This is a genomic window from Methanobacterium veterum, assembly GCF_000745485.1.
Classification (GTDB): Archaea; Methanobacteriota; Methanobacteria; order Methanobacteriales; family Methanobacteriaceae; genus Methanobacterium_D; species Methanobacterium_D veterum.
In genome coordinates, this window is sequence record NZ_JQJK01000015.1 from 16,113 (window position 1) to 35,087 (window position 18,975).

The window sequence follows — 18,975 nt, forward strand, 5'->3', positions numbered from 1 at the left end:
TTTGGAGAAAAGATTTAAAACTGTCAAATTATAACAATTGATATCTTTTACAATCATTTTAAAAAATTAAAATTTTTATCTTGATAGGGAGGCGTTTGATGAAGGATATTTATAATGTTGGGCTCATTGGGTTTGGAACAATTGGAGCAGGAGTTGTAGAAACTTTCAACCGGAACCTGAACCTTATGGAGCAAAAAGTAGGTGCAAAAATAAAGCTTAAAAGAATCGTAGATCTGGATATTGAAACGGATAGGGGCGTAGCAGTAGATAAAAATGTTTTATCAACTGATATCAATGATATTCTGGAAGATCCAGAAATAGATATAGTAATAGAACTTATCGGGGGCTACGAACCTGCAAAGACATTCATTTTAAAAGCTATGAATCATGGAAAACACGTGGTCACAGCAAACAAAGCTTTACTTGCAAAACACTGGGAAGAAATCTTAAAAACTGCAAATGACAATAACGTCCGGATTTGCTTTGAGGCCAGCGTTGGGGGAGGTATTCCTCTACTTGAACCATTAAATGAAAGGCTTGCAGCAAACCACATTAAATCTATTTATGGTATCATAAACGGGACTGCAAACTATATTTTAACTAAAATGACTGAAGAAGGCCTTGATTTTGATGAAGTGTTAAAAGAAGCTCAAGATAAGGGTTATGCAGAACAGGATCCCACTTTTGATATTGAAGGGCATGACACTGCTCAAAAATTGATTATACTTACCATTTTAGGTTTTGGAACATATGTTGAGCAAGATAAATTCCATGTTGAAGGTATAAGTAAAATCAAACAGGAAGATATTGAATTCATCAAAAATGAACTGGGATACTCTATAAAGCTCCTTGCAATTGCAAGGATTGAAGAGGGAAAGCTTGAAGTAAGGGTGCACCCGACTTTAATTTCTGCAGATCATCTTCTTGCATCTGTAAATGGTGTTTTCAATGGTGTATATCTGGTTGGAGATATAGTTGGGCCAGTTATGTTATATGGGCCTGGTGCGGGAATGATGCCAACAGCAAGTGCTGTAGTTGGTGACTGTCTTGATATTATGGAAAATATGGAACGGCCTAACATATACGGTCCAAAAGACACAGAAGTCATGGAAATAAAAAATATTGAAGATATCTGTTCCAAATATTACCTGCGCCTTACTGTACTTGACAAACCAGGAGTTTTACATACAATATCTGGTATATTAAGCAGGTATGATATCAGCTTAGAATCTGTAAATCAGAGAAGGAAAAATGAAGGTGGAGAAGTTCCAATTTTCATGGTGACTCATGAGGCACTTGAAAAAAATATTAGAAGCGCCGTTAAAGAAATTGATGAGCTTGATTTAGTCAAAGAAGATACCCTCTTTATCCGGGTTTTGGAAGACTAAATGTATTCATTTTTTTACAATTTAATTTGAAATAACAAAATTTTTTAATATTATTTTTATTATTATTAAGTAACTGCGTTAAATCATAAATGATAAAAATATAAGAATAGGGAATATCATAAGATATTACCATGTTAGAATTTGTTGGATCATTTGGAGAAGACGGATTTGAACTCAATTTTGCAGACCTGGTTTCACCTAAAGATTGGAAAGATGAAATAGAAGCTAAATTGGCAACCTATAAAGAAGAAGCACATGTTGTGGACAAAGGGAGATTAAATCTATTTATAGTTTTAAAATTAAACCCTCTAAATGGCGAAGAAGATGATATTAGATATATATCAAGACATATCAATGAATTTACTGAATTTTATCATGAAGCTATACGTGAAATTAAATAACTGCTCTTTTTAACTTATTTATGCCATATTAATCCTTTTTAAATAGTCATGAAGCTGTAAAATTTGTTTGATTTTTAATTGGTGTTTAAAATTTTTTGATATAATCTTTTAAGTGCTATTTGGTGTGTAATGAGTCATATCATACAAATTTTTGTATATCTTATATTATTTATATGAGTTTTATAAAAATTAATATGAAATCGTGCTTAAAAAGAGATTTTTCGGTGTTTTAAATGATCAGAGTTTCTTCAATATCAGAATTTGTATACTGTCCCGTAAAAGCATTTTTAAACCATACCAAAAAGAACAATATTCAAACGCGTGAAATGATACATGGAAAACTGGTACATGAGATTAGAAGGGGTTATGAAGAGATTACAAAGCAAAACATGTGGCGTATAAAAGAGAATATTGAACTGGAATATATTTTTAGTACCATCTTTAAAGAAGTCCCTCTGTTTATCGAAAAGGTCTCAAAGAAGTACTCTAATAACTATGAAATGGATCATTCAACTTTAAAAAATATATGTGGAGATTTAGAGGATGATCTAAAATTAGAATCTCAATTTTTATCTTTAAAAATTAAAAAGATTTTAAACACCACCTCTAAACGGGGTAATGAAATTGCAGAAATGTTTTTCCCGCAGTCCCTTTTAGAGTTTTCCTTAAAAAATGAAGAACTTAATTTAAGGGGAAAAATTGACAAAATTGAAGTAGTAAATGGTGTTTATTACCCTGTGGAAGTTAAAACTGGAATGCCCCCATCTAAAGGTGTCTGGTTAGCAGATGCACTTCAAGTTGCAGCTTGCGCTGTTCTTATGGATTATGAACTTAATAAGGAAGTGCTGGTTGGTTTTGTTGATTATATTAAGATATGTGAACGGCGGCCGGTTGTTGTTAATTCAGTTTTGCATAATAAGCTTTTTGGAGTGTTGGATGATATGCTCACCATGTTTGAAAAGCAGGAAATTCCAGAATTCAAGTTAAATAAGAATAAATGCGAAAAATGTGAATATGTGGATATTTGTGAGTATTATGGTTGATTTTAAAAGTAAAAAAAGTTATTAAATTTAAGACCGTATCATTGTCAGGACCATTTTGTATTTTTCAAGTGCCGTCAATGCATGGGGCTCATTTGCAGGCATTATAATCATTTCACCTGTTTCTAAGACATTTTTATTGCCTGAGATAGTGATTTCGGCTTTACCGTCTATAATTTGAACCATGGCGTCAAAGGGGGCTGTGTGCTCGCTTAGCCCTTCCCCTTTATCAAAAGCAAATATGGTTACTGTACCTGTGTCTTTTCTTATTATCTCACGGCTTACAACAGAACCATCCTGGTATTCAATTAAATCCGCAGTTTTTAATACTTTTCCTTTAATATCTTCCATTTTTTACCCTCCTGAACTTAATCATAAACATGTATGATACTTACAGGGCAGAGCTCTTCTGCTTGTGTGCAGCAAGCTGGGTCTTCAACTTCTATTTCTTCAGTTTCTTCTGTATTTTCCAGTGCTTTTAAATGGGAAAGCCCGTCATCAGCAAATTCAAAGAAGTCGGGGCATATATCAATACAGTTTCCACAGGATATACACATCATCCTTTCCAGTTCTACCTTTGCCATGTTTTCACCTAAAATTTAATTAAAAATTTTATTTTGCACATTTAAAGCAAAATTCTGTATCTCTATTAGTTTTAAAGGTTTTACCACACTTTTTACACGTAACAGATCTGAGGGTGGATTCATTATCAACAATATCTAGAGAACAGGCACATTTCCAGCCCATTTTACCTTTTAACTGGGCTTCAAACTCCTTGTCAATGTTGGGATCATCTGTCATTTAAATCACCTTATTAATTATTAAAGCAGGTAATAAAAATATTTTTCGTATTGAATAGAACAAATTATGCGGGAAAATGTGACCCCTAACACAAAATGTGTTGGGGCATGGAAAATCTTGATTTTCGAGTGAGGGTTTAATTACCCTAAAATCTCTTTAATATCTTTTTCAGGAGTACTAATTGGTTTGATGTCGTAGTTTTCAACAAGGAAATTCATGATGTCTTCATTTACCCATGCTGGAGCTATTGGGCCCAGATAAATTCCTTTAATTCCAAGGTACAGTAAACTCCACAGGATTGCTGCTGCTTTCTGTTCCATCCAGCTTAAAACAATGGTTAATGGAAGTTCATTTATTTCAAGCCCGAAGAGGTCTGAAAGTGCAGTTACAATGTCAATACCTACTATTGCATCATTACATTGCCCTATATCTATTAAACGCGGAATTCCTTCAATATCTCCGAGAGGCAGCTGGTTCATTCTGAATTTGCCGCAGGCAAGGGTTAAAACAACTGTGTCCTTAGGTAATTTCTGCACAAATTCGGTATAATATGGTGATTTTGCAAGTGGGGCGTCACATCCTCCAACCAGGAAGAATCTCCTTATTTTTCCTGCTTCTACGAGTTCTTTAATCTTCGGTGCGAGTGAAAGGACTGTTGATGCTCCAAATCCGGTTGAATAAATTGTGTCTCCAGGTTCCTCTGGGAGTTCAGGTAATGATTTAGCTTTTTCAATAAGTGATGAGAAGTCGTAACCATCAATATGCTGCACGCCAGTTAATCTAGCAACTCCTGTAGTAAACATCCTGTCTTTATAATCATCTCTTGGAGGCAGTACGCAGTTTGATGTTCCAAGGATTGCGACGGGATATTTTGAAAATACTTCCCTCTGATCAAACCAGGATTTACCAAGTTGACCTGCAAGGTGTTTATATTTCCTTAATTTAGGGTATCCATGTGCTGGAAGGAGTTCTGAATGTGTATAAACATTTATTCCAGTTCCTTCGGTCTGTTTTAACACTTCTTCTAGTGCTTTAAGGTTGTGGCCGGTTGCAACTATCCCTTTACCTTTTTTTGTCCCGGTACTAACCTGGACGGGGGTTGGTTCTCCATAAGTTTCGATTAATGCAGTTTTAAGAAGCCGCATTGTTTTAATATTCATTTTTCCTGCTTCAAGGGCCAGATTTATTAGCTCTGGAACGTCAATATTGACATTGGTAAGAGTTGAGTAAAAACCTCTTTCCATGAATGCATCTACTTCAGGGTCTGTATATCCAAGTTCTCGGGCATGGTAAAGATAGGCGGATATTCCTTTGATTGCAAATAATAAGTTATCTTGGAGCCTTGCAGCTGTAGCACTTTTTCCACACACTCCTTGTATAGTACAACCGGTTCCTCTCGCTGTTTGGGAGCATTGATAGCAGAACATTTCCTGTTCTTCTTTTTTAACTTCTTTTTTTTCTTCTTCTTCCATTGCTTCAAACTGATCCTTTCCCACCCCGCATACTGGACATATCCAATCATCTGGTAGGTCCTCAAAAGCAGTTCCAGGGTCTATTCCATTATCTGGATCTCCTTTTTTAGGGTCATATACATATTCACATGCTAAACAACGGTATTTTTTCACTTAATTACCTCCCATATTATTTTATGTGTAAATTTTATAGTATAGTAAGAAGTAGATATTTTAATGAGTTATAAATCATTTTTATCTAATAAAAATGATATAAAATGCTTTAATATTTATTTAAATTGTTAGAATCATTTTTTCAATATAGATTTTGTTTTTTGTTGTATTTAGAATTTTTGATAAAGTATTAATCAAGTTCTAATGCTTTAAATAATAATATGATTTATTCAATAAGTATTAAATTTAAATCATTTGAGGATCAAATAAAATAATGGTGGTAATATGGAACTGGATGAAAATGCGTTAAAGCTGATAAAAAAATGCGAAGATAAGGAAGTAGATACAAGCGTTATGGGTGCTTGCACTGTCCTTCTTGAAGAAATGGATAGGGGAGAAATAGACTTAGGTGAAGACAAACCAGATGAATCATACATTCAGATGGCTCAAAATATTGCACCTGAAGATGTACCAAATGTTCTTAAGATGGCATTTAAAATCAAGGAGCGACCAAATGTAAGTCCTGAAATGAAAATTGCTGCAAACAGGTTAATTAGGGCCATAGAACAGTTTTAACTCTATTTTATATTTCTAAATGGGCTACTCATACTGATGATATGCTCACAAGAAATTACATTTTGATGAAAATGCATTAAAATTGATAAAAAATGTGAGGATAAAGGAGTAGATACGACTGTTATGGGGGCATGCAGGATTCTTCTTGAAGAAATAGATAGGTGAGACATAGGCTTTACTAATGAATGCAGGTCAGATGAATCTTACATTGAAATGGCTCAAAATATTAAACCTGAAGACGTCACTAAAATCCTTATAATGGCATTTAAAATTAAAGAAATAAAATTGAACCTGAGCTTAAAATAGCGGTTAATAGGTTAATTAGAGCTATTGAATCACTTTAGATTCTGATAATATTTATTTAAAATTGGGAATGTGGTAATATGAAACAGATACCTCTTGATGAAAATGCTAAAAGCTTAATAAGAAAATGTGAAGATAAAGAAGTAGACACAAGCACAATGGGTGCATGTCAGGTCCTTTTAGAAGAAATGGATCGCGGAAATGTGGTGCTCAAAGACGAGCCTGGAGAGTCATATATTCAAATGGCTCAAAATATTAAGAAGGAAGACGTACCACAGGTTCTTAGAATTGCATTTATAGTAAGGGACAGTGGAGACATAGATGATACTGATGTTAGAAATGCTGCAGCAAGACTAATTAGAGCAATAGAAATGCTTTAGCAGATTAAACTAAATAAACCTACTTATATTTTTTTATTTATGAATATAACCTATTAAATCATTATTTTTACTAAATTAACTTTTTATAATCATTATATTGGAATAAAAATCTTTATTAAATATTATTTAACTCATTTTGAGTAATAATCATCTATAAATCCAATTATAACACAATATATATAATTGGTGATAAAAGATGGATTCCAAATCTGTTGAACTTGTGAAAAAATGTGAAGAAAGTGCTGGAAGTGGAGATGTAATGGGTGCGTGCAAAGTCATGCTGGAACTGATAGACAAAGAGAAAATTAAAGTAGATACAGACAGGGATCAAACCTATCTTGAAATGGCCGAAAATCTTAAACCGGATGATGTGAGTAAGGTCCTTAAAATGGCGCTTCAAATAAGAGAAAGTGGAGATATAAAAGATCCAGAGCTTAAAAACACCGCTAGCATATTGATTAGGGCAATAGAGATGAGTTAATCTTTTTTTTAAAATTAAAATTTTTTTCCTTTAACCTTTTTTATATTAAAAACTGCAGTATCTGCAACAGCCATAACTGCCATAACGCCTGCTTGAACAGGGTCTGTTACCACTAAATCTGCATTTTTTACAACACTTCCTGGCATATTAAGGCTTATTACAATTACGCCGTGATCTTCTTTAATTTCTGCAACTGCGTCTGAAATTTTACCACCCATAAGTGATCCTGCAAGAACCAGTGCTTCTACCCTTGGAAGTCTTCCTGCAGCATACACTGCATCTGCAAGTTCTTCTTCTCCTACAAGGGGTATTGTATCGACACTAATGCGTTCGCCCCTTATATTATGCCGATCTGCCTCAGTTATGGCCCCTTGGGCAACCTGAGCAACCTGAGCTCCTCCTCCAATTATTATGATCCTTTTTCCGTATATTTCAGTTAAGGAAGGATGAATTTCGATGTGATCAACAGCTTCAAACTTCAAAATATTCTTTTTAAGTTCTTCCCTGTTCTTAACATCTTCTAGTTCCATATATACTGAAGCAGATTCATCTTTTTCCACAAAAAGATGAGTATATATAATATTTATCCCGCATTTTGCCATTAAATCTGTAATATCCCTCAAAACACCTGGTTTATTTACAGATTTTATTGTAATTGCAATCTTTTCCATTTGAATCACATAATAATAATGAATTTGTAATGAATAATTAAATTACTAATTATAATCTTGTTTTAAATATGATTAAATCTATTCAACTAATTATATAAATTTTAGAGGTTAATAAGCATCTTGTTCACTAAAATACTGAATTTTAAACTTATTTTTTAAATGTAAGAAGTGTAATTTTTCAATTAATATTGAACTCTATCACTTATAAGTTAATAAATTACCCATGTCTTCTTTAGGTAGCACTAAATTTCTATAGCTTCTGGCACTCTGGGCAGATATAAGAAGATGTACTTCCTGTTTTTATTTTTTCAATGATTTTGCCGCAATCGGGACATTTTTCTCCTTCTTTGTATGCTACTAAAAAGTAATCTTTACTGAATTCTCCATTTTTCCCGTAAAAATCTTTTTCATATGCCAGTCCTTTTTTATCAAGTGAATATTTAAGATTTTCTACCATAATTTGGAATAGATCATTGATTTGTGATGGTTCTAAAGAATTGGCCGTTTTTTTGGGATGAAGTTTTGATTTAAAAAGGATATCATGAATATAAACATTTCCGATTCCTCCAATTTTCTTCTGATTTAAAATTATATTTTTAATCATAGCCCGACCACTGCAGACTTTTTTAAAGTAATCAAGAGTAAAATTAGAATCTAACGGGGAAATAGCTATATCTTGGGTTGCTTTATGCTCTGAAAGTTCTTTATCTGAGACTAGATCTATATGTCCAAACCACCAGAACTTGCATGTAAACCCTGAATTATCTGTAAAATTAAAACGGCACTGGTATTCTTCTGCGGAACATTCATCAAGATTATGATATAGGATGTCTGCTCCCATTCCGAGGTTCAATAAAAGATGGTAGCTATCTGTAAGTTCAAAAAAGATCCATTTTCCTTTATTATACACTTTTTTAATAGTTTTACCAGTTATTCTCTCTTTAAAACTGCCAACGTCCATATTCAGGCATTTTTCCTGTATTACATCAACTGATTTAATTCCTTTGGATTTCAGCTCATCATTCATCTGCCTGCTTAAAACCATAATTTCGGGTAGTTCTGCCATTTTAATTCCTCATAATTTGATGTAATTTTCATTTTTCTGGTGGGAAATATTTATCAACAGTTTTTTCAACATCTTCAAGCCATAACTGCCGTTCATTTGTGCTACTTGTAACAATGACTCCATACATTTTCCTGTAAAAATTTTTCACACCACATAAGTCAAAGATACAGTTTTTCCAGATTGTCTCAAGTGGATCGCCAAATACGTCCAGTTCTCTTTTCTCTGGTGTATTGGACGTGTTAAATACAATGGCAGTTTCAGCTTTTAACAGGCCATTTGGGACTCCTTCTCCATTATCACCTTCTAAAAACTCATAAGCCACCCCTGCACGTATTATTCGATCTATGTAACCTTTTAAAATAGCTGGAGGCTGTCCCCACCAATTGGGATGTATGATAATTATTCCATCTGCATCTCTAATTTCTTTGCAGTGTTTTTCAATATTAGGGTCTAATTCTGCATTTTTAGGGATTTCTTCACCTAAAAGTAATGGATCAAATTTTTCAGTATACAGATCATGATATGTTACTTCATGACCATTTTCACGTAATTTGAATGCCACGGTATCTGCAATGGCATGATTAAAGCTTCCTTTTGTAGGATGACCTAAAACTACTATTATATTCATCTAATCACTAATATCCTGATTTTTTCCCTGTTAAACTCTCAATTTCCACTTTAATTGCAGTGGTTTTATCAAGAGCTGATTTTGAATATTCAAATGTTTCATTTGGTTTGTTACTGTATTTTTGCATTATTATATCTAATGCATCTTTTTTTTGCTTTTCATTTTCTATAAAATGAGCCTTTCCAAAACCAATTACACTGTAATATTTCATTCCCCAGCTGCAGGCATTATCTGCAGTTAAAATTTCTGTTTCAATGTCTGCTTCAAAACAGATTTGGTTGTTTTTTCTTATTATGTCAATTTTTAACCCTTCACGTGCTGAATGAAGATAAATGCTGTTTTCTTCAAATCCAAAGGTCATAGGCACAATATAGGGGATTTCACTGTCACAAAGGGCAATTCGACATACTGTTGCTTTTTTTAGTATCCATTCTATGCATTTTTTATCTTTTATTTCTTTATCACTTCTTCTCATGGCTATCTTTCATTTATTATGGGTATAATCATATTTTAATTTATTTTAATATAAAAAATTGTTATTATAATTAATTGGTTTTTTTCAATGAATTAATCTAATTGAAATTTAAAAATTGAAATTATAATAACTTTATTTATAAAAAAGAGGTTATTGAGGTGTTATGTGTTTAATGCATTTTAAAACAAATATTAAATTTTGCAGATTAGTACACTAATTAGCAATAGATTATAATCTACTTTTTAAACGAAAAACATGTTCCAATAGGTGGACAATGGAAAATAGGGTAGTATTGAATTCTGGAACGGCAACTACTGAAAATTACGCGGTGATGCACGTCCATGTTATAATCAGATGATAATCAGTGATGAAGGGGTGGACGTATATCTGGTAATGACTGAAACGGGGCAAAAACAGTATTTGGTTAAATATTCAGTTGAATTAAAAGATGAAGAATTTACAATCTGTTCCCATAAACATAAATCAGGCTAGATTATTTGGAATTCATCTTTAGAGTGTTAATTTTTTCGGATAATGTTAACAGATTGTTGGTTAATTTTTCAATCTTTTCTGCAACACTTAATTCTGTTATTTCTTCAAGATGTGGTTCGTAGGCAGTAGTATATACTTTTAACTGGTCGTTTGTGTGATTTTCCCTATTATATTTACTTATTTGTTCTAATCCAAGTTGGAGTTCCTCATATGCCTTTAATTCCCCTAATATGTCATTCCTTTTACTATTTAATTGGTTTATATCCATTACTTTGTTCCCTCCTAAACTTATTTTAGATGAATATGTCCCCATTGATTTTTTTTCCTAATTTCGTGTCAATAATCAATTTTAGAATCAATTTTCAAATTTTACAGTTTTAATGAGGTATATTTAAAATATTAAAAAAAACTACCTGATTACTATTATGTATCTTTTTATGTAAATATGTTTCCACTGACAATCTGGTAAATCCCTAAAATTGAGGATATTTAAATAATTTAAAGAGATTTATTCAGTTTATTTCACATATTTGGCGTATTTATGACCTTATTTTTGCGTATGCAAATATTTAAACTTAAAATTATGGAAATATAATGGCATTATTCATTTTTAAGCTAATTTACCCTTACCAGTTCATTTTTTTTATGGGTTCAAACTGCGGTGTACTAACGTTCGTTCGTTAGCTTTAAATAGTAGAACATATACAGGTATATTCAGAAGCTAACGAACGTTAGTTAAATGGGATGGAATTTTATGAAAAATCAAGCTACTGACTCAAAAACTGAAAAAAAATCAACTAAAGAAAAAATATTTGATGTATCCCTCGATCTTTTCTCACAAAAAGGATTTGATGGAGTTTCAGTTCGTGAAATTGCAAGAGAGGTTGGAATAAGGGAAAGTTCAATATACAATCATTATCGGAATAAAGAGGCGATATTAGATGCTATCATTGATTATTTCATGTTTGAACTTCAGCAAAGCGGTCCGCCTGAAGAAGAAGGGGATTTATTAATGGATCAGGGTCCTGAAGTGTTTTTTGAAGTAGGGGCCCGGATATTTATAGAACAGGTTAATACTCCTAAAATGGAAAAAATCTGGCGTTTAGTTTCTATTGAGATGTATCATAATGAAAAAATAAGGAATTTCTACAAAAAAGAGCTTTTAGAAGAACCGATAAATTTTTGGGAAGCTATTTTCACTAAAATGATAGAAAAAGGGTTTATAAAGCCATTTAATCCCAGAACACTGGCGTATGAATATTTTTCATTTGCGATATACCTCTTCTTTGAGTATTTTGTCTTAAAATATGATGAAGACTTTGATTCATTTATGGATCTAGCTTTGGACAAGATGAATAACCATGCAGAATTCCTTTTGAAAGCTATAAAGGTTTAGGAGCTATTAAAATGGAAACTATCACGTATTCTCTTAAAGGAAATCAAAAAAATTCTAATAAGTATTATAATGAGATTAACTCATTTGCAGATGATGTTTTAAATGGATTTGAAGGTTTTGAAACACAGGTAATATCAGATTTCATGTCCTACATTGAAGAAACTAATATGGGTAAAATAAGCAGCTACAATGAATATGTATTTGAATTTTTAATGCTTGGAGTATTCTGGAGAGTGTACAGTGCAAAGGCTGCTAATTTGGATAAAAATCCACAAAAAATACTGGAAAACTTGGTTAAAGAACGTAATCAAAACGAGCCAGCAAAAGAAACTATAGATATTATACGTGGAATGATAATGAAACCATTTCTACTATCTGAAAATAGTGATTCACCTGATTTAACTGTAGTCAACTTTAAAAAGATTTTAGCATATCTTAAGGCAGCAGGAGATTTTAACCAGGAATTAAAACGTTTAGAAATTTGGAAAGACTTTTTAAATGCTAAAGATCCTGAAATCGCTTCGCAGTATTTAGCAAATGCTTTTCTATTTGCGGACTGGTTTGAATACAAAAGTAAACTTGTTCTTGGCCAGTACACAGCAAATGTAAACAAATTTTTAGCTGAAAAACATCACGAACACCTTTTTCAAGAAGATGTGATTTTTTGCGGCCGAAGGGAAGTGGAATATCATCTGAACATGGTCGGAGCAGAAATCATGAACCGTTCATTTAGAAAAGAATTTGAAAAAAGACCAAGAAAGGCTATAATCTTACCTGGCTGTATGAAATACTCTGCAAGGGCCAAATGTAGAGCACAAGATACTGATCTTGGGTTAAAATGTATGGGATGCTCAAAAAATTGTAATGTAAATGAATTAACGAAAATGGGTGATGAACACGACTTTGAAGTTTATATAGTTTCCCATGAATCTTCTGCATTTTCAAAAAGTACAGAAGAAGACAGAAATGAACTGGGAATTATAGGTGTTGCATGTGTACCTAACTTAATTGCAGGTGGATGGAAAGCAGTATCTCTTGGAATTCCTGCACAGTGCGTTCTTTTAGATTATTCTAGCTGTAAAAACCACTGGGACGAAAAAGGTTTCCCAACTTCTATTAATTTAAACCAGTTAATGACGCTACTCCACACTGATAAATTGAATCATGTAGAACCACTGTCTTATACAATTTAGAGTTGATGAATTGTTCATTAAGTAATCTTATTTCGTGGAAAATGATTAGTCGTTTATTATTGCAACTATGCTGCGAGTTTATGTTAACCTATTTATATTTGTTGAACAATTTTAAAAATAACGATATCGGGAATTTATCATGAAGAAAAATCTTAAAGTTCTTTTACTTGGATACAACGGTGCCAATAACACGGGATCTGAAGCAAGATTACTTGCTATAATTGAGGATATAAGGGTAATTCTTGGTAATAAAGCCCTTATTACTGTTCCAACATTAAATAAAGAAAATTTAGAACGTTACCTTAAAGAGGACAAGTTTTTGAAGGTTGCTCCAATATCTTCGATTTTCTTTTTTGATATAAGGAAATTGGTTAAAGAACATGATGTTCTCTTGCTGATTGAGGGGAGCTGTTACATGGATACATGGACTTCAGCGCTTTTATGGGCTTTTTTATGGGCTACTAAATGTGCAAAAGATTTTAAAAAGCCAAGTATTGCATATGCAGTGGATGTAGGTCATTTATCTTCTTTTAACCGGTGGTTAGTTAAACGAGAAGCCAGCAAAACTGATCTGATTTTAACTAGAACTGAATCCGCAGCCCATGAACTCCAAAAAATAGGGGTTAAAGCTCCTATCAGGACAACGGCTGATTGTGCATTTACATTCAAAACTGAAAAAGAAGATGATGAAATTTTAAAGGAAATATGGCCAGAATTAGATTCGGGAGTGGTGGGTCTGGCACCAATTGATTTTTATTTGTGGCCAGTGGTGATGCGGCCATGGGGCAAAAAGGAGAACCTGTATAAGTGGCCTTACTATTATTCACGTTCAAAATCGAGAGTTGATGGAAGCGAACAATTAGCTCTTAAATGGGCTGAAGAAGCGGACCGTATAATTGAAAAATATGGTAAAAGGGTGGCATTAATTTGTATGGAAGAACTGGATGAACCACTGGCTGTATGTATAAAAAACAAAATGAAGAAGCCTGAAATGGTAAAGATATTTTCATCAAGAAAGTACAATGCATCTACAATGACAAATATCCTCAGGAGTCTTGAACTTCTTGTAACTTCTCGTTATCATGCCGGTGTCTTATCGCTTGAAGCTCAGGTTCCACAGATAGCTATAGGACATGATACTCGTCTTAGAGGATTTTATAAAGAATTGGGGTTAGAAAATTATTTATTAGATTACATGTCGTCTGAAATCTGGTACAAATTAAAGGAGAAAGTTAATGAACTGCTTGAGAATCCCAAAACACAACAGGGACTACTGAAAGATGGGTTCATTCAGCACATTGGCCGTGCTCATAAAAACCCCGAAATTCTTAAGGGTTTTCTCCAGGAGAGAGGGTGGAAAGTGAAAACATGAATAAAGTTGTACTTTTAACAGGGGCAAATGGATTTTTAGGTACTCAAGTTGCCCTAAGACTTCTCAGGAGTTATAACTATAAAATTATAGCTTTAATAAGGGGTAATGATAAACAACATGCTACAAACAGGCTTTCTCGAGCATGGTGGGAATTTCCAGAACTTTTGGATGAATTAGGTAATAGAATTCATGTATTAAATGGGGATATTACCCGAACTGAATTAGGAATAGAAAATCAGGAATATAAAAACCTGATTCAAACGGTTACTCATATAATTCACACGGCTGCAGACTGGAAATTAAAATCTTCCCTTGAGGAACTCCAGAAAATCAACGTGCATGGAACTGAAAATATGCTCAAATTAGCTCAGTTAGCTCATGAAGACCATGGATTAGAAAGATTTTCTCATGTATCTACAGCTTATGTTGCAGGTGGAAAAAAAGGCGTTGTATCTGAGGATTCTTTGACCTCAAAATATGGGTTTTTAAGTGATTATGAAAAGACCAAGTTTGAAAGTGAGGTCCTTGTGAGAAAATCTGGATTTGAGGTATCTATCTTTCGTCCAAGTATGATTGTAGGTGATTCTTCTACAGGATACATTAAAACATTTAATACTGTATATGTGCCTCTCAGGCTTTATTTAAGCGGAAAATTAAAAATAATTCCTGTTTCCAGATCAATGAAAATAAATTTAGTGCCTGTAGATTACGTTGCAGATTCAATTGTAAAGCTTACTTTTGATCGGGAGGCTGTAAATAAGACTTTTCACTTAACTGCACCTGTTGAATCACTCCCTACCCTTGAAGAACTTATTGAATTTGTAAGGAAATGGAGTGATGAGAATATGGATATTAAGATTAGTACTCCAATTTACATGCCATTAAATACCTCATTACTCCAAAAAATCTCATCTAACGCCTATTTATTTGGAAAAGGAACAGGTAAATTACTTGAAACAGTGAATACTCTTTCTCCTTATTTTAATGAAAATAGAGAATACTTGAGAGATAATGCCGGGGAAATAATGGGGCCATATAGATATAAATGGCAGAATTTCCTACCTAAACTCCTTGAATTCGCTGTTTATCATGGTTTCTTACATAGATCTGATCGTACAGTTCATGAACAGGTTTTATTCAGACTTCAAAGGAACAGCAGGCCTGTTAAATATTATGACATCGTTAAAGGTGAAATTAAAGAATCCAGTGCAACTGACATTTATCAAAACATAATATCTGCTTCAAAAGCCCTTCAGAGCATGGGAGTTAACAAGGGAGATAAAGTAGCAGTGGCTGGTTATAACAGTACAAAGTATCTCATATTAGATATTGCAATTGGTATTATAGGCGCAGTAAGCGTACCTATTTATTATACGAGCCCTTTAAATGAAATTAAGGAAATACTGGACGACAGCAGTGCGAAAATTCTTTTTGCAGGTACTCCTCAAATTTTAGATGATTTAAAGGAATTTGATGCTCATATTTCAGTCATCGCACTATGCAGGCAAAGTATAAATAATAGCTCACAGATTGTTTCATGGGAAGAATTCCTAAAAAAAGGCGAAACAATAAATAAAATGATAGATGTTCCTTTAAACTTTGATGATACTGCCACTATACGTTATACTTCTGGAACAACTGGAAAACCTAGGGGAGTTATGTTCACTCACGGGAACCTCCGTTGGATGGCAGAATTCATAGCTTCTATGCCCCTTTGGAAGAATAGAACCGGTGAAATATCTTACCTTTCGTTTCTTCCGATGAACCATGTGGTGGAGGGAATTATGGGAACTTATGCTCCTTATTATGCTCCTGCATCTTTAAACCTCTATTTTCTGGAAAATTTTCATGATCTTGAAGAATCTCTTCAGAAAGTGAGGCCCAATGTATTCTTTTCAGTGCCACGTTTCTATGAAAAGGTATGGTGCAATGTATTGGAATCCAAAATAGGGCAGATTTACCTTAATTCTTCTGGAATCTTGAAGACAGTTCTGGGAAAATTAATCCGGAGGGAAATTCTTAAAAGGGCAGGCCTGGATCGGTGTGCTCAATTAATCGTTGGTTCTGCACCTGTAAGTGATGAACTACTCAAATACTATCATGAACTGGGTATTGAAGTTCATAATGCCTATGGATTAACCGAAGCGCCGCTTATAACCATTAACAGAGTTGGAAAAAATAGAATAGGGACAGTAGGTAAACCTCTCCCTGATACATATATTAAAATAGATGGGGACGGTGAAATACTGATAAATGGACCACAGGTAATGTCGGGCTATTTTAAAGATGATTCGGATTCTTTAGAGGATGGATGGCTCCATACTGGTGATCTGGGCTATGAAACCCCTGAAGACAGTCTTGTAATTACAGGCCGTAGAAAGGAAGTCCTGGTTAATTCTTATGGGAAAACAATAAGCCCCCTCAAAATCGAAGTGATGCTTAAAAATATCTCTGGGATCGAAGAAGCCATGGTAATTGGTGATGGAAAGCCTTACTGCAGTGCTTTTTTATGGGCAGAGTCAAATCTTGAAGGAATCGATGAAGCTATCAGTGAAATAAATACTCAACTTTCTCGTCCAGAAGAAATTAAAAAATGGGTTGTTTTAAATAATGATCTTTCAATAGGCACTGATTTAACTGCAAACCTCAAACTTAAAAGAAAATCTATTTCAAAGCGTTATGAAGACATTATTAATTTTATTTATGGATCTGGAACTAAACCTGACAGTATATTACATTTTGGCAGTATTGGGGTGGATTTATGAGCTTCCGGCTAAAACTTGCCTCAATTTGGCTTCCAGATTTCATTTTAAGGAGAGAACTGGACAATGTATCTCGAAAAACGATAAATGGGCTTGATGATCTTTTAAAAGAGTATGCACCTTCAAAAATGGAAACATTTATTAAAAATCATGAAATTTCAAAGGGAAAACTTGGGCAGAGAAGATCTTCAATGGCTATGGCACATAATAAACGTGTTAAAATATTAATTCAAGAGTTAGGATGTGAAAAAGCCGTTAAAATTGGAAGAAAATCCATGTTTGAAGTTGGTTTTAAATTAGGGCAGGAAGCCCGCCGAAAACTTGGAGTAGGAGATAATTTCAATGATCTTGAACTTGCAGCGGGAATACTTTACAAAATACTTGGAATAGAGTTTAAAATAGAAAATAAAGAAGGAAACATGTTTATGATTGTAAATAGGTGTTCTTTATCTAAATATTATTCTCCAGAGTCCTGCATGATTTTAAGTGCTGCAGATGAAGGGGTAGTGTACGGTTTAAATAAAAATATGGGCATGCGATTTAAAGAAAGAATTACTGAAGGAGCACCTGAGTGTATAGCTTGTATAAATGAGGTAAAAATATGAGGGCAATAGTGGTAGGAACTGGAGCTGGAGGGGCGACAGCGGCACGTGAATTAGTGAATGCTGGATTTGAAGTAATAATTCTGGAAGCAGGAAAAGAATTTAAACCTTTCAGACGGCTTTTACAGGTAGCAGGTCCTCTTAGGAGAACCGGCCTTTTAGGAAATGAAAAAACAATCACGAGAATGTTTCCACCTATGGACACTATGCGTTCATCGGATGATCTTGTACTTGTTAGGGGTATGACCACTGGTGGCTCTACTGTACTTTCATGCGGTAACATAGTGCGTGCAGACCATGGTTTAAAGGAAATAGGCTTAGATCTTAGTCCTGAATTTGAAAAAATTGAAAAAGATATTGGCGTAACTGAATTTCCCCGGAAAAGGTGGCAGCCTGTAACAGAAAAGATGTTTGAAGCCGCTCAAAAACTTGGATTAGAACCAAAGGCCACTCCTAAAGCTGTTGATTCAATTAAATGTGTATCCTGCGGATTATGCGAACTTGGATGTACTACTGGCGCTCGGTGGGACTCTCGAAGGTTTTTAAATGATGCAGTTGATGCAGGCGCTAAGTTATATACTTCTTCGCCCGTTAAAAAAGTTATAATAGAAAAAGGCCAGGCTAAGGGAGTTATTGTAGGATCGAAGGCTATTAAATCAGATATTGTAGTTTTAGCTGCAGGTGGAATTGGAACAGCACAGATATTAAAAGCATCAAGCCTGCCGGCTAAAGATAATTTATGGGTTGATATCGTCCTTACATTGGGAGGAGTTCTTAAAGGGGGAAATCAGATTAAAGAACCACCTATGGTGTGGTATACAAAGCATGAAGATTATATTCTCTCTCCTTATTTAGATATCCTTTCCCACTGGTTCCATAAACCATGGAGAAATGTATCTATAGAAGATAGAGTCGGCGTAATGGTAAAACTTGCAGATATAGAAGAGGGGGCAGTTTTTGCAGATGGAAAAGTGCATAAAACCATAAAAAAAGAGGATTATGCCCGTCTTGATGATGCGATTGGAGAAGCTAAAAAAATTATGGAATATGCTGGTGTTTCGGGCCCCTATGTTAATGGTGTGCATAATGGAGGACATCTGGGCGGCACTGCACCGCTTACTAAAGATGATGTTGATTTAATGAAGCCTTCATGGCTGTCAGAAGGTTTATGGGCAGCTGATTTATCACTGGCACCTCGTTCGCAGGGTTTACCTACAATATTACTTGCTTCAGCTATGGCATGTAGGGTGGCAGGAAAGATATCTGAAAAATATGGGATTAATAAATGAAATAACGATGTAACAATAATTATAAAAAAAATGG

22 protein-coding genes are annotated in these 18,975 nt (G+C 34.0%); 13 read left to right on the forward strand and 9 right to left on the reverse strand.

Translation table 11 applies throughout. From position 1 onward, the window contains the following. Positions 1 to 98 precede the first annotated feature (98 nt). From EJ01_RS07340 to EJ01_RS07350, 3 genes are all read left to right on the forward strand, one after another. On the forward strand, positions 99 to 1,388 hold the full coding sequence (locus EJ01_RS07340; RefSeq protein ID WP_048082062.1) for a homoserine dehydrogenase: 1,290 nt from the start codon (positions 99 to 101) through the stop codon (positions 1,386 to 1,388). A gap of 131 nt (positions 1,389 to 1,519) precedes the next feature. Beyond that, positions 1,520 to 1,789 carry a hypothetical protein gene (locus EJ01_RS07345; protein WP_048082063.1) on the forward strand — a complete coding sequence of 90 codons (270 nt, stop codon included), beginning with the start codon at positions 1,520 to 1,522 and terminating at the stop codon, positions 1,787 to 1,789. A gap of 233 nt (positions 1,790 to 2,022) precedes the next feature. After that, positions 2,023 to 2,832 carry a CRISPR-associated protein Cas4 gene (locus EJ01_RS07350; RefSeq protein WP_048082064.1) on the forward strand — a complete coding sequence of 270 codons (810 nt, stop codon included), beginning with the start codon at positions 2,023 to 2,025 and terminating at the stop codon, positions 2,830 to 2,832. Positions 2,833 to 2,859: 27 nt separating this feature from the next. On the opposite strand, the gene EJ01_RS07355 is transcribed toward EJ01_RS07350, so the two are convergent. The 4 genes from EJ01_RS07355 to hcp form a co-directional block, all read right to left on the reverse strand. Beyond that, positions 2,860 to 3,180, reverse strand: coding sequence for a cupin domain-containing protein (locus tag EJ01_RS07355; RefSeq protein ID WP_048082065.1), 321 nt, complete (start codon positions 3,178 to 3,180; stop codon positions 2,860 to 2,862). Positions 3,181 to 3,197: 17 nt separating this feature from the next. After that, the gene (locus EJ01_RS07360; RefSeq protein ID WP_048082066.1) at positions 3,198 to 3,413 is read right to left on the reverse strand and encodes a ferredoxin; all 216 of its coding nucleotides are present in this window, start codon (positions 3,411 to 3,413) and stop codon (positions 3,198 to 3,200) included. Positions 3,414 to 3,441: 28 nt separating this feature from the next. Continuing rightward, on the reverse strand, positions 3,442 to 3,630 hold the full coding sequence (locus EJ01_RS07365; RefSeq protein WP_048082067.1) for a hypothetical protein: 189 nt from the start codon (positions 3,628 to 3,630) through the stop codon (positions 3,442 to 3,444). A gap of 140 nt (positions 3,631 to 3,770) precedes the next feature. After that, complete coding sequence (gene hcp, locus EJ01_RS07370) at positions 3,771 to 5,255, reverse strand: hydroxylamine reductase (RefSeq protein WP_084689174.1); 1,485 nt, start codon at positions 5,253 to 5,255, stop codon at positions 3,771 to 3,773. Positions 5,256 to 5,540: 285 nt separating this feature from the next. Here hcp and EJ01_RS07375 point away from each other — a divergent pair, with 285 nt between their 5' ends. From EJ01_RS07375 to EJ01_RS07385, 3 genes are all read left to right on the forward strand, one after another. Next, positions 5,541 to 5,831 carry a hypothetical protein gene (locus EJ01_RS07375; RefSeq protein WP_048082068.1) on the forward strand — a complete coding sequence of 97 codons (291 nt, stop codon included), beginning with the start codon at positions 5,541 to 5,543 and terminating at the stop codon, positions 5,829 to 5,831. Positions 5,832 to 6,214: 383 nt separating this feature from the next. Continuing rightward, a complete protein-coding gene (locus EJ01_RS07380) occupies positions 6,215 to 6,514 on the forward strand; it encodes a hypothetical protein (protein ID WP_048082069.1) in 300 nt (99 codons plus the stop codon). 196 nt (positions 6,515 to 6,710) lie between these two features. Then, positions 6,711 to 6,995 (forward strand): hypothetical protein, encoded by a 285-nt coding sequence (locus EJ01_RS07385; RefSeq protein ID WP_048082070.1) that lies wholly within the window; start codon positions 6,711 to 6,713, stop codon positions 6,993 to 6,995. Positions 6,996 to 7,009: 14 nt separating this feature from the next. Here EJ01_RS07385 and EJ01_RS07390 read toward each other — a convergent pair whose 3' ends face one another. The 4 genes from EJ01_RS07390 to EJ01_RS07405 form a co-directional block, all read right to left on the reverse strand. Next, complete coding sequence (locus EJ01_RS07390; RefSeq protein ID WP_048082071.1) at positions 7,010 to 7,666, reverse strand: DUF5612 domain-containing protein; 657 nt, start codon at positions 7,664 to 7,666, stop codon at positions 7,010 to 7,012. Positions 7,667 to 7,916: 250 nt separating this feature from the next. Beyond that, positions 7,917 to 8,732: a DNA-formamidopyrimidine glycosylase family protein gene (locus EJ01_RS07395; protein ID WP_048082072.1), complete on the reverse strand. Its 816-nt coding sequence runs from the start codon at positions 8,730 to 8,732 to the stop codon at positions 7,917 to 7,919. A gap of 28 nt (positions 8,733 to 8,760) precedes the next feature. Next, positions 8,761 to 9,360, reverse strand: coding sequence for an NAD(P)H-dependent oxidoreductase (locus EJ01_RS07400; protein WP_048082073.1), 600 nt, complete (start codon positions 9,358 to 9,360; stop codon positions 8,761 to 8,763). A 7-nt stretch (positions 9,361 to 9,367) separates the two neighbouring features. Further along, positions 9,368 to 9,835 (reverse strand): pyridoxamine 5'-phosphate oxidase family protein, encoded by a 468-nt coding sequence (locus EJ01_RS07405; RefSeq protein ID WP_048082074.1) that lies wholly within the window; start codon positions 9,833 to 9,835, stop codon positions 9,368 to 9,370. A 354-nt stretch (positions 9,836 to 10,189) separates the two neighbouring features. On the opposite strand from EJ01_RS07405, the gene EJ01_RS17260 reads away from it, so the two are divergent. Then, positions 10,190 to 10,327: a hypothetical protein gene (locus EJ01_RS17260; protein WP_157203587.1), complete on the forward strand. Its 138-nt coding sequence runs from the start codon at positions 10,190 to 10,192 to the stop codon at positions 10,325 to 10,327. 1 nt (position 10,328) lies between these two features. On the opposite strand, the gene EJ01_RS07410 is transcribed toward EJ01_RS17260, so the two are convergent. Next, complete coding sequence (locus EJ01_RS07410; protein WP_048082075.1) at positions 10,329 to 10,640, reverse strand: hypothetical protein; 312 nt, start codon at positions 10,638 to 10,640, stop codon at positions 10,329 to 10,331. 441 nt (positions 10,641 to 11,081) lie between these two features. Here EJ01_RS07410 and EJ01_RS07415 point away from each other — a divergent pair, with 441 nt between their 5' ends. The 6 genes from EJ01_RS07415 to EJ01_RS07440 all read left to right on the forward strand — a co-directional run bounded on the left by EJ01_RS07415 (position 11,082) and on the right by EJ01_RS07440 (position 18,941). Beyond that, positions 11,082 to 11,723 carry a TetR/AcrR family transcriptional regulator gene (locus EJ01_RS07415; RefSeq protein ID WP_048082076.1) on the forward strand — a complete coding sequence of 214 codons (642 nt, stop codon included), beginning with the start codon at positions 11,082 to 11,084 and terminating at the stop codon, positions 11,721 to 11,723. A gap of 11 nt (positions 11,724 to 11,734) precedes the next feature. Further along, positions 11,735 to 12,916, forward strand: coding sequence for a DUF116 domain-containing protein (locus EJ01_RS07420; RefSeq protein WP_048082077.1), 1,182 nt, complete (start codon positions 11,735 to 11,737; stop codon positions 12,914 to 12,916). Between the two features lie 139 nt (positions 12,917 to 13,055). Then, a complete protein-coding gene (locus EJ01_RS07425; protein ID WP_048082078.1) occupies positions 13,056 to 14,288 on the forward strand; it encodes a polysaccharide pyruvyl transferase family protein in 1,233 nt (410 codons plus the stop codon). After that, complete coding sequence (locus EJ01_RS07430) at positions 14,270 to 17,053, forward strand: AMP-binding protein (protein WP_245611172.1); 2,784 nt, start codon at positions 14,270 to 14,272, stop codon at positions 17,051 to 17,053. The genes EJ01_RS07425 and EJ01_RS07430 overlap by 19 nt, the downstream gene beginning before the upstream one ends. After that, positions 17,050 to 17,655 (forward strand): L-2-amino-thiazoline-4-carboxylic acid hydrolase, encoded by a 606-nt coding sequence (locus EJ01_RS07435; protein WP_048082080.1) that lies wholly within the window; start codon positions 17,050 to 17,052, stop codon positions 17,653 to 17,655. The genes EJ01_RS07430 and EJ01_RS07435 overlap by 4 nt, the downstream gene beginning before the upstream one ends. Next, on the forward strand, positions 17,652 to 18,941 hold the full coding sequence (locus EJ01_RS07440) for a GMC family oxidoreductase N-terminal domain-containing protein (RefSeq protein WP_048082081.1): 1,290 nt from the start codon (positions 17,652 to 17,654) through the stop codon (positions 18,939 to 18,941). The genes EJ01_RS07435 and EJ01_RS07440 overlap by 4 nt, the downstream gene beginning before the upstream one ends. The last annotated feature ends 34 nt before the right edge of the window (positions 18,942 to 18,975 follow it).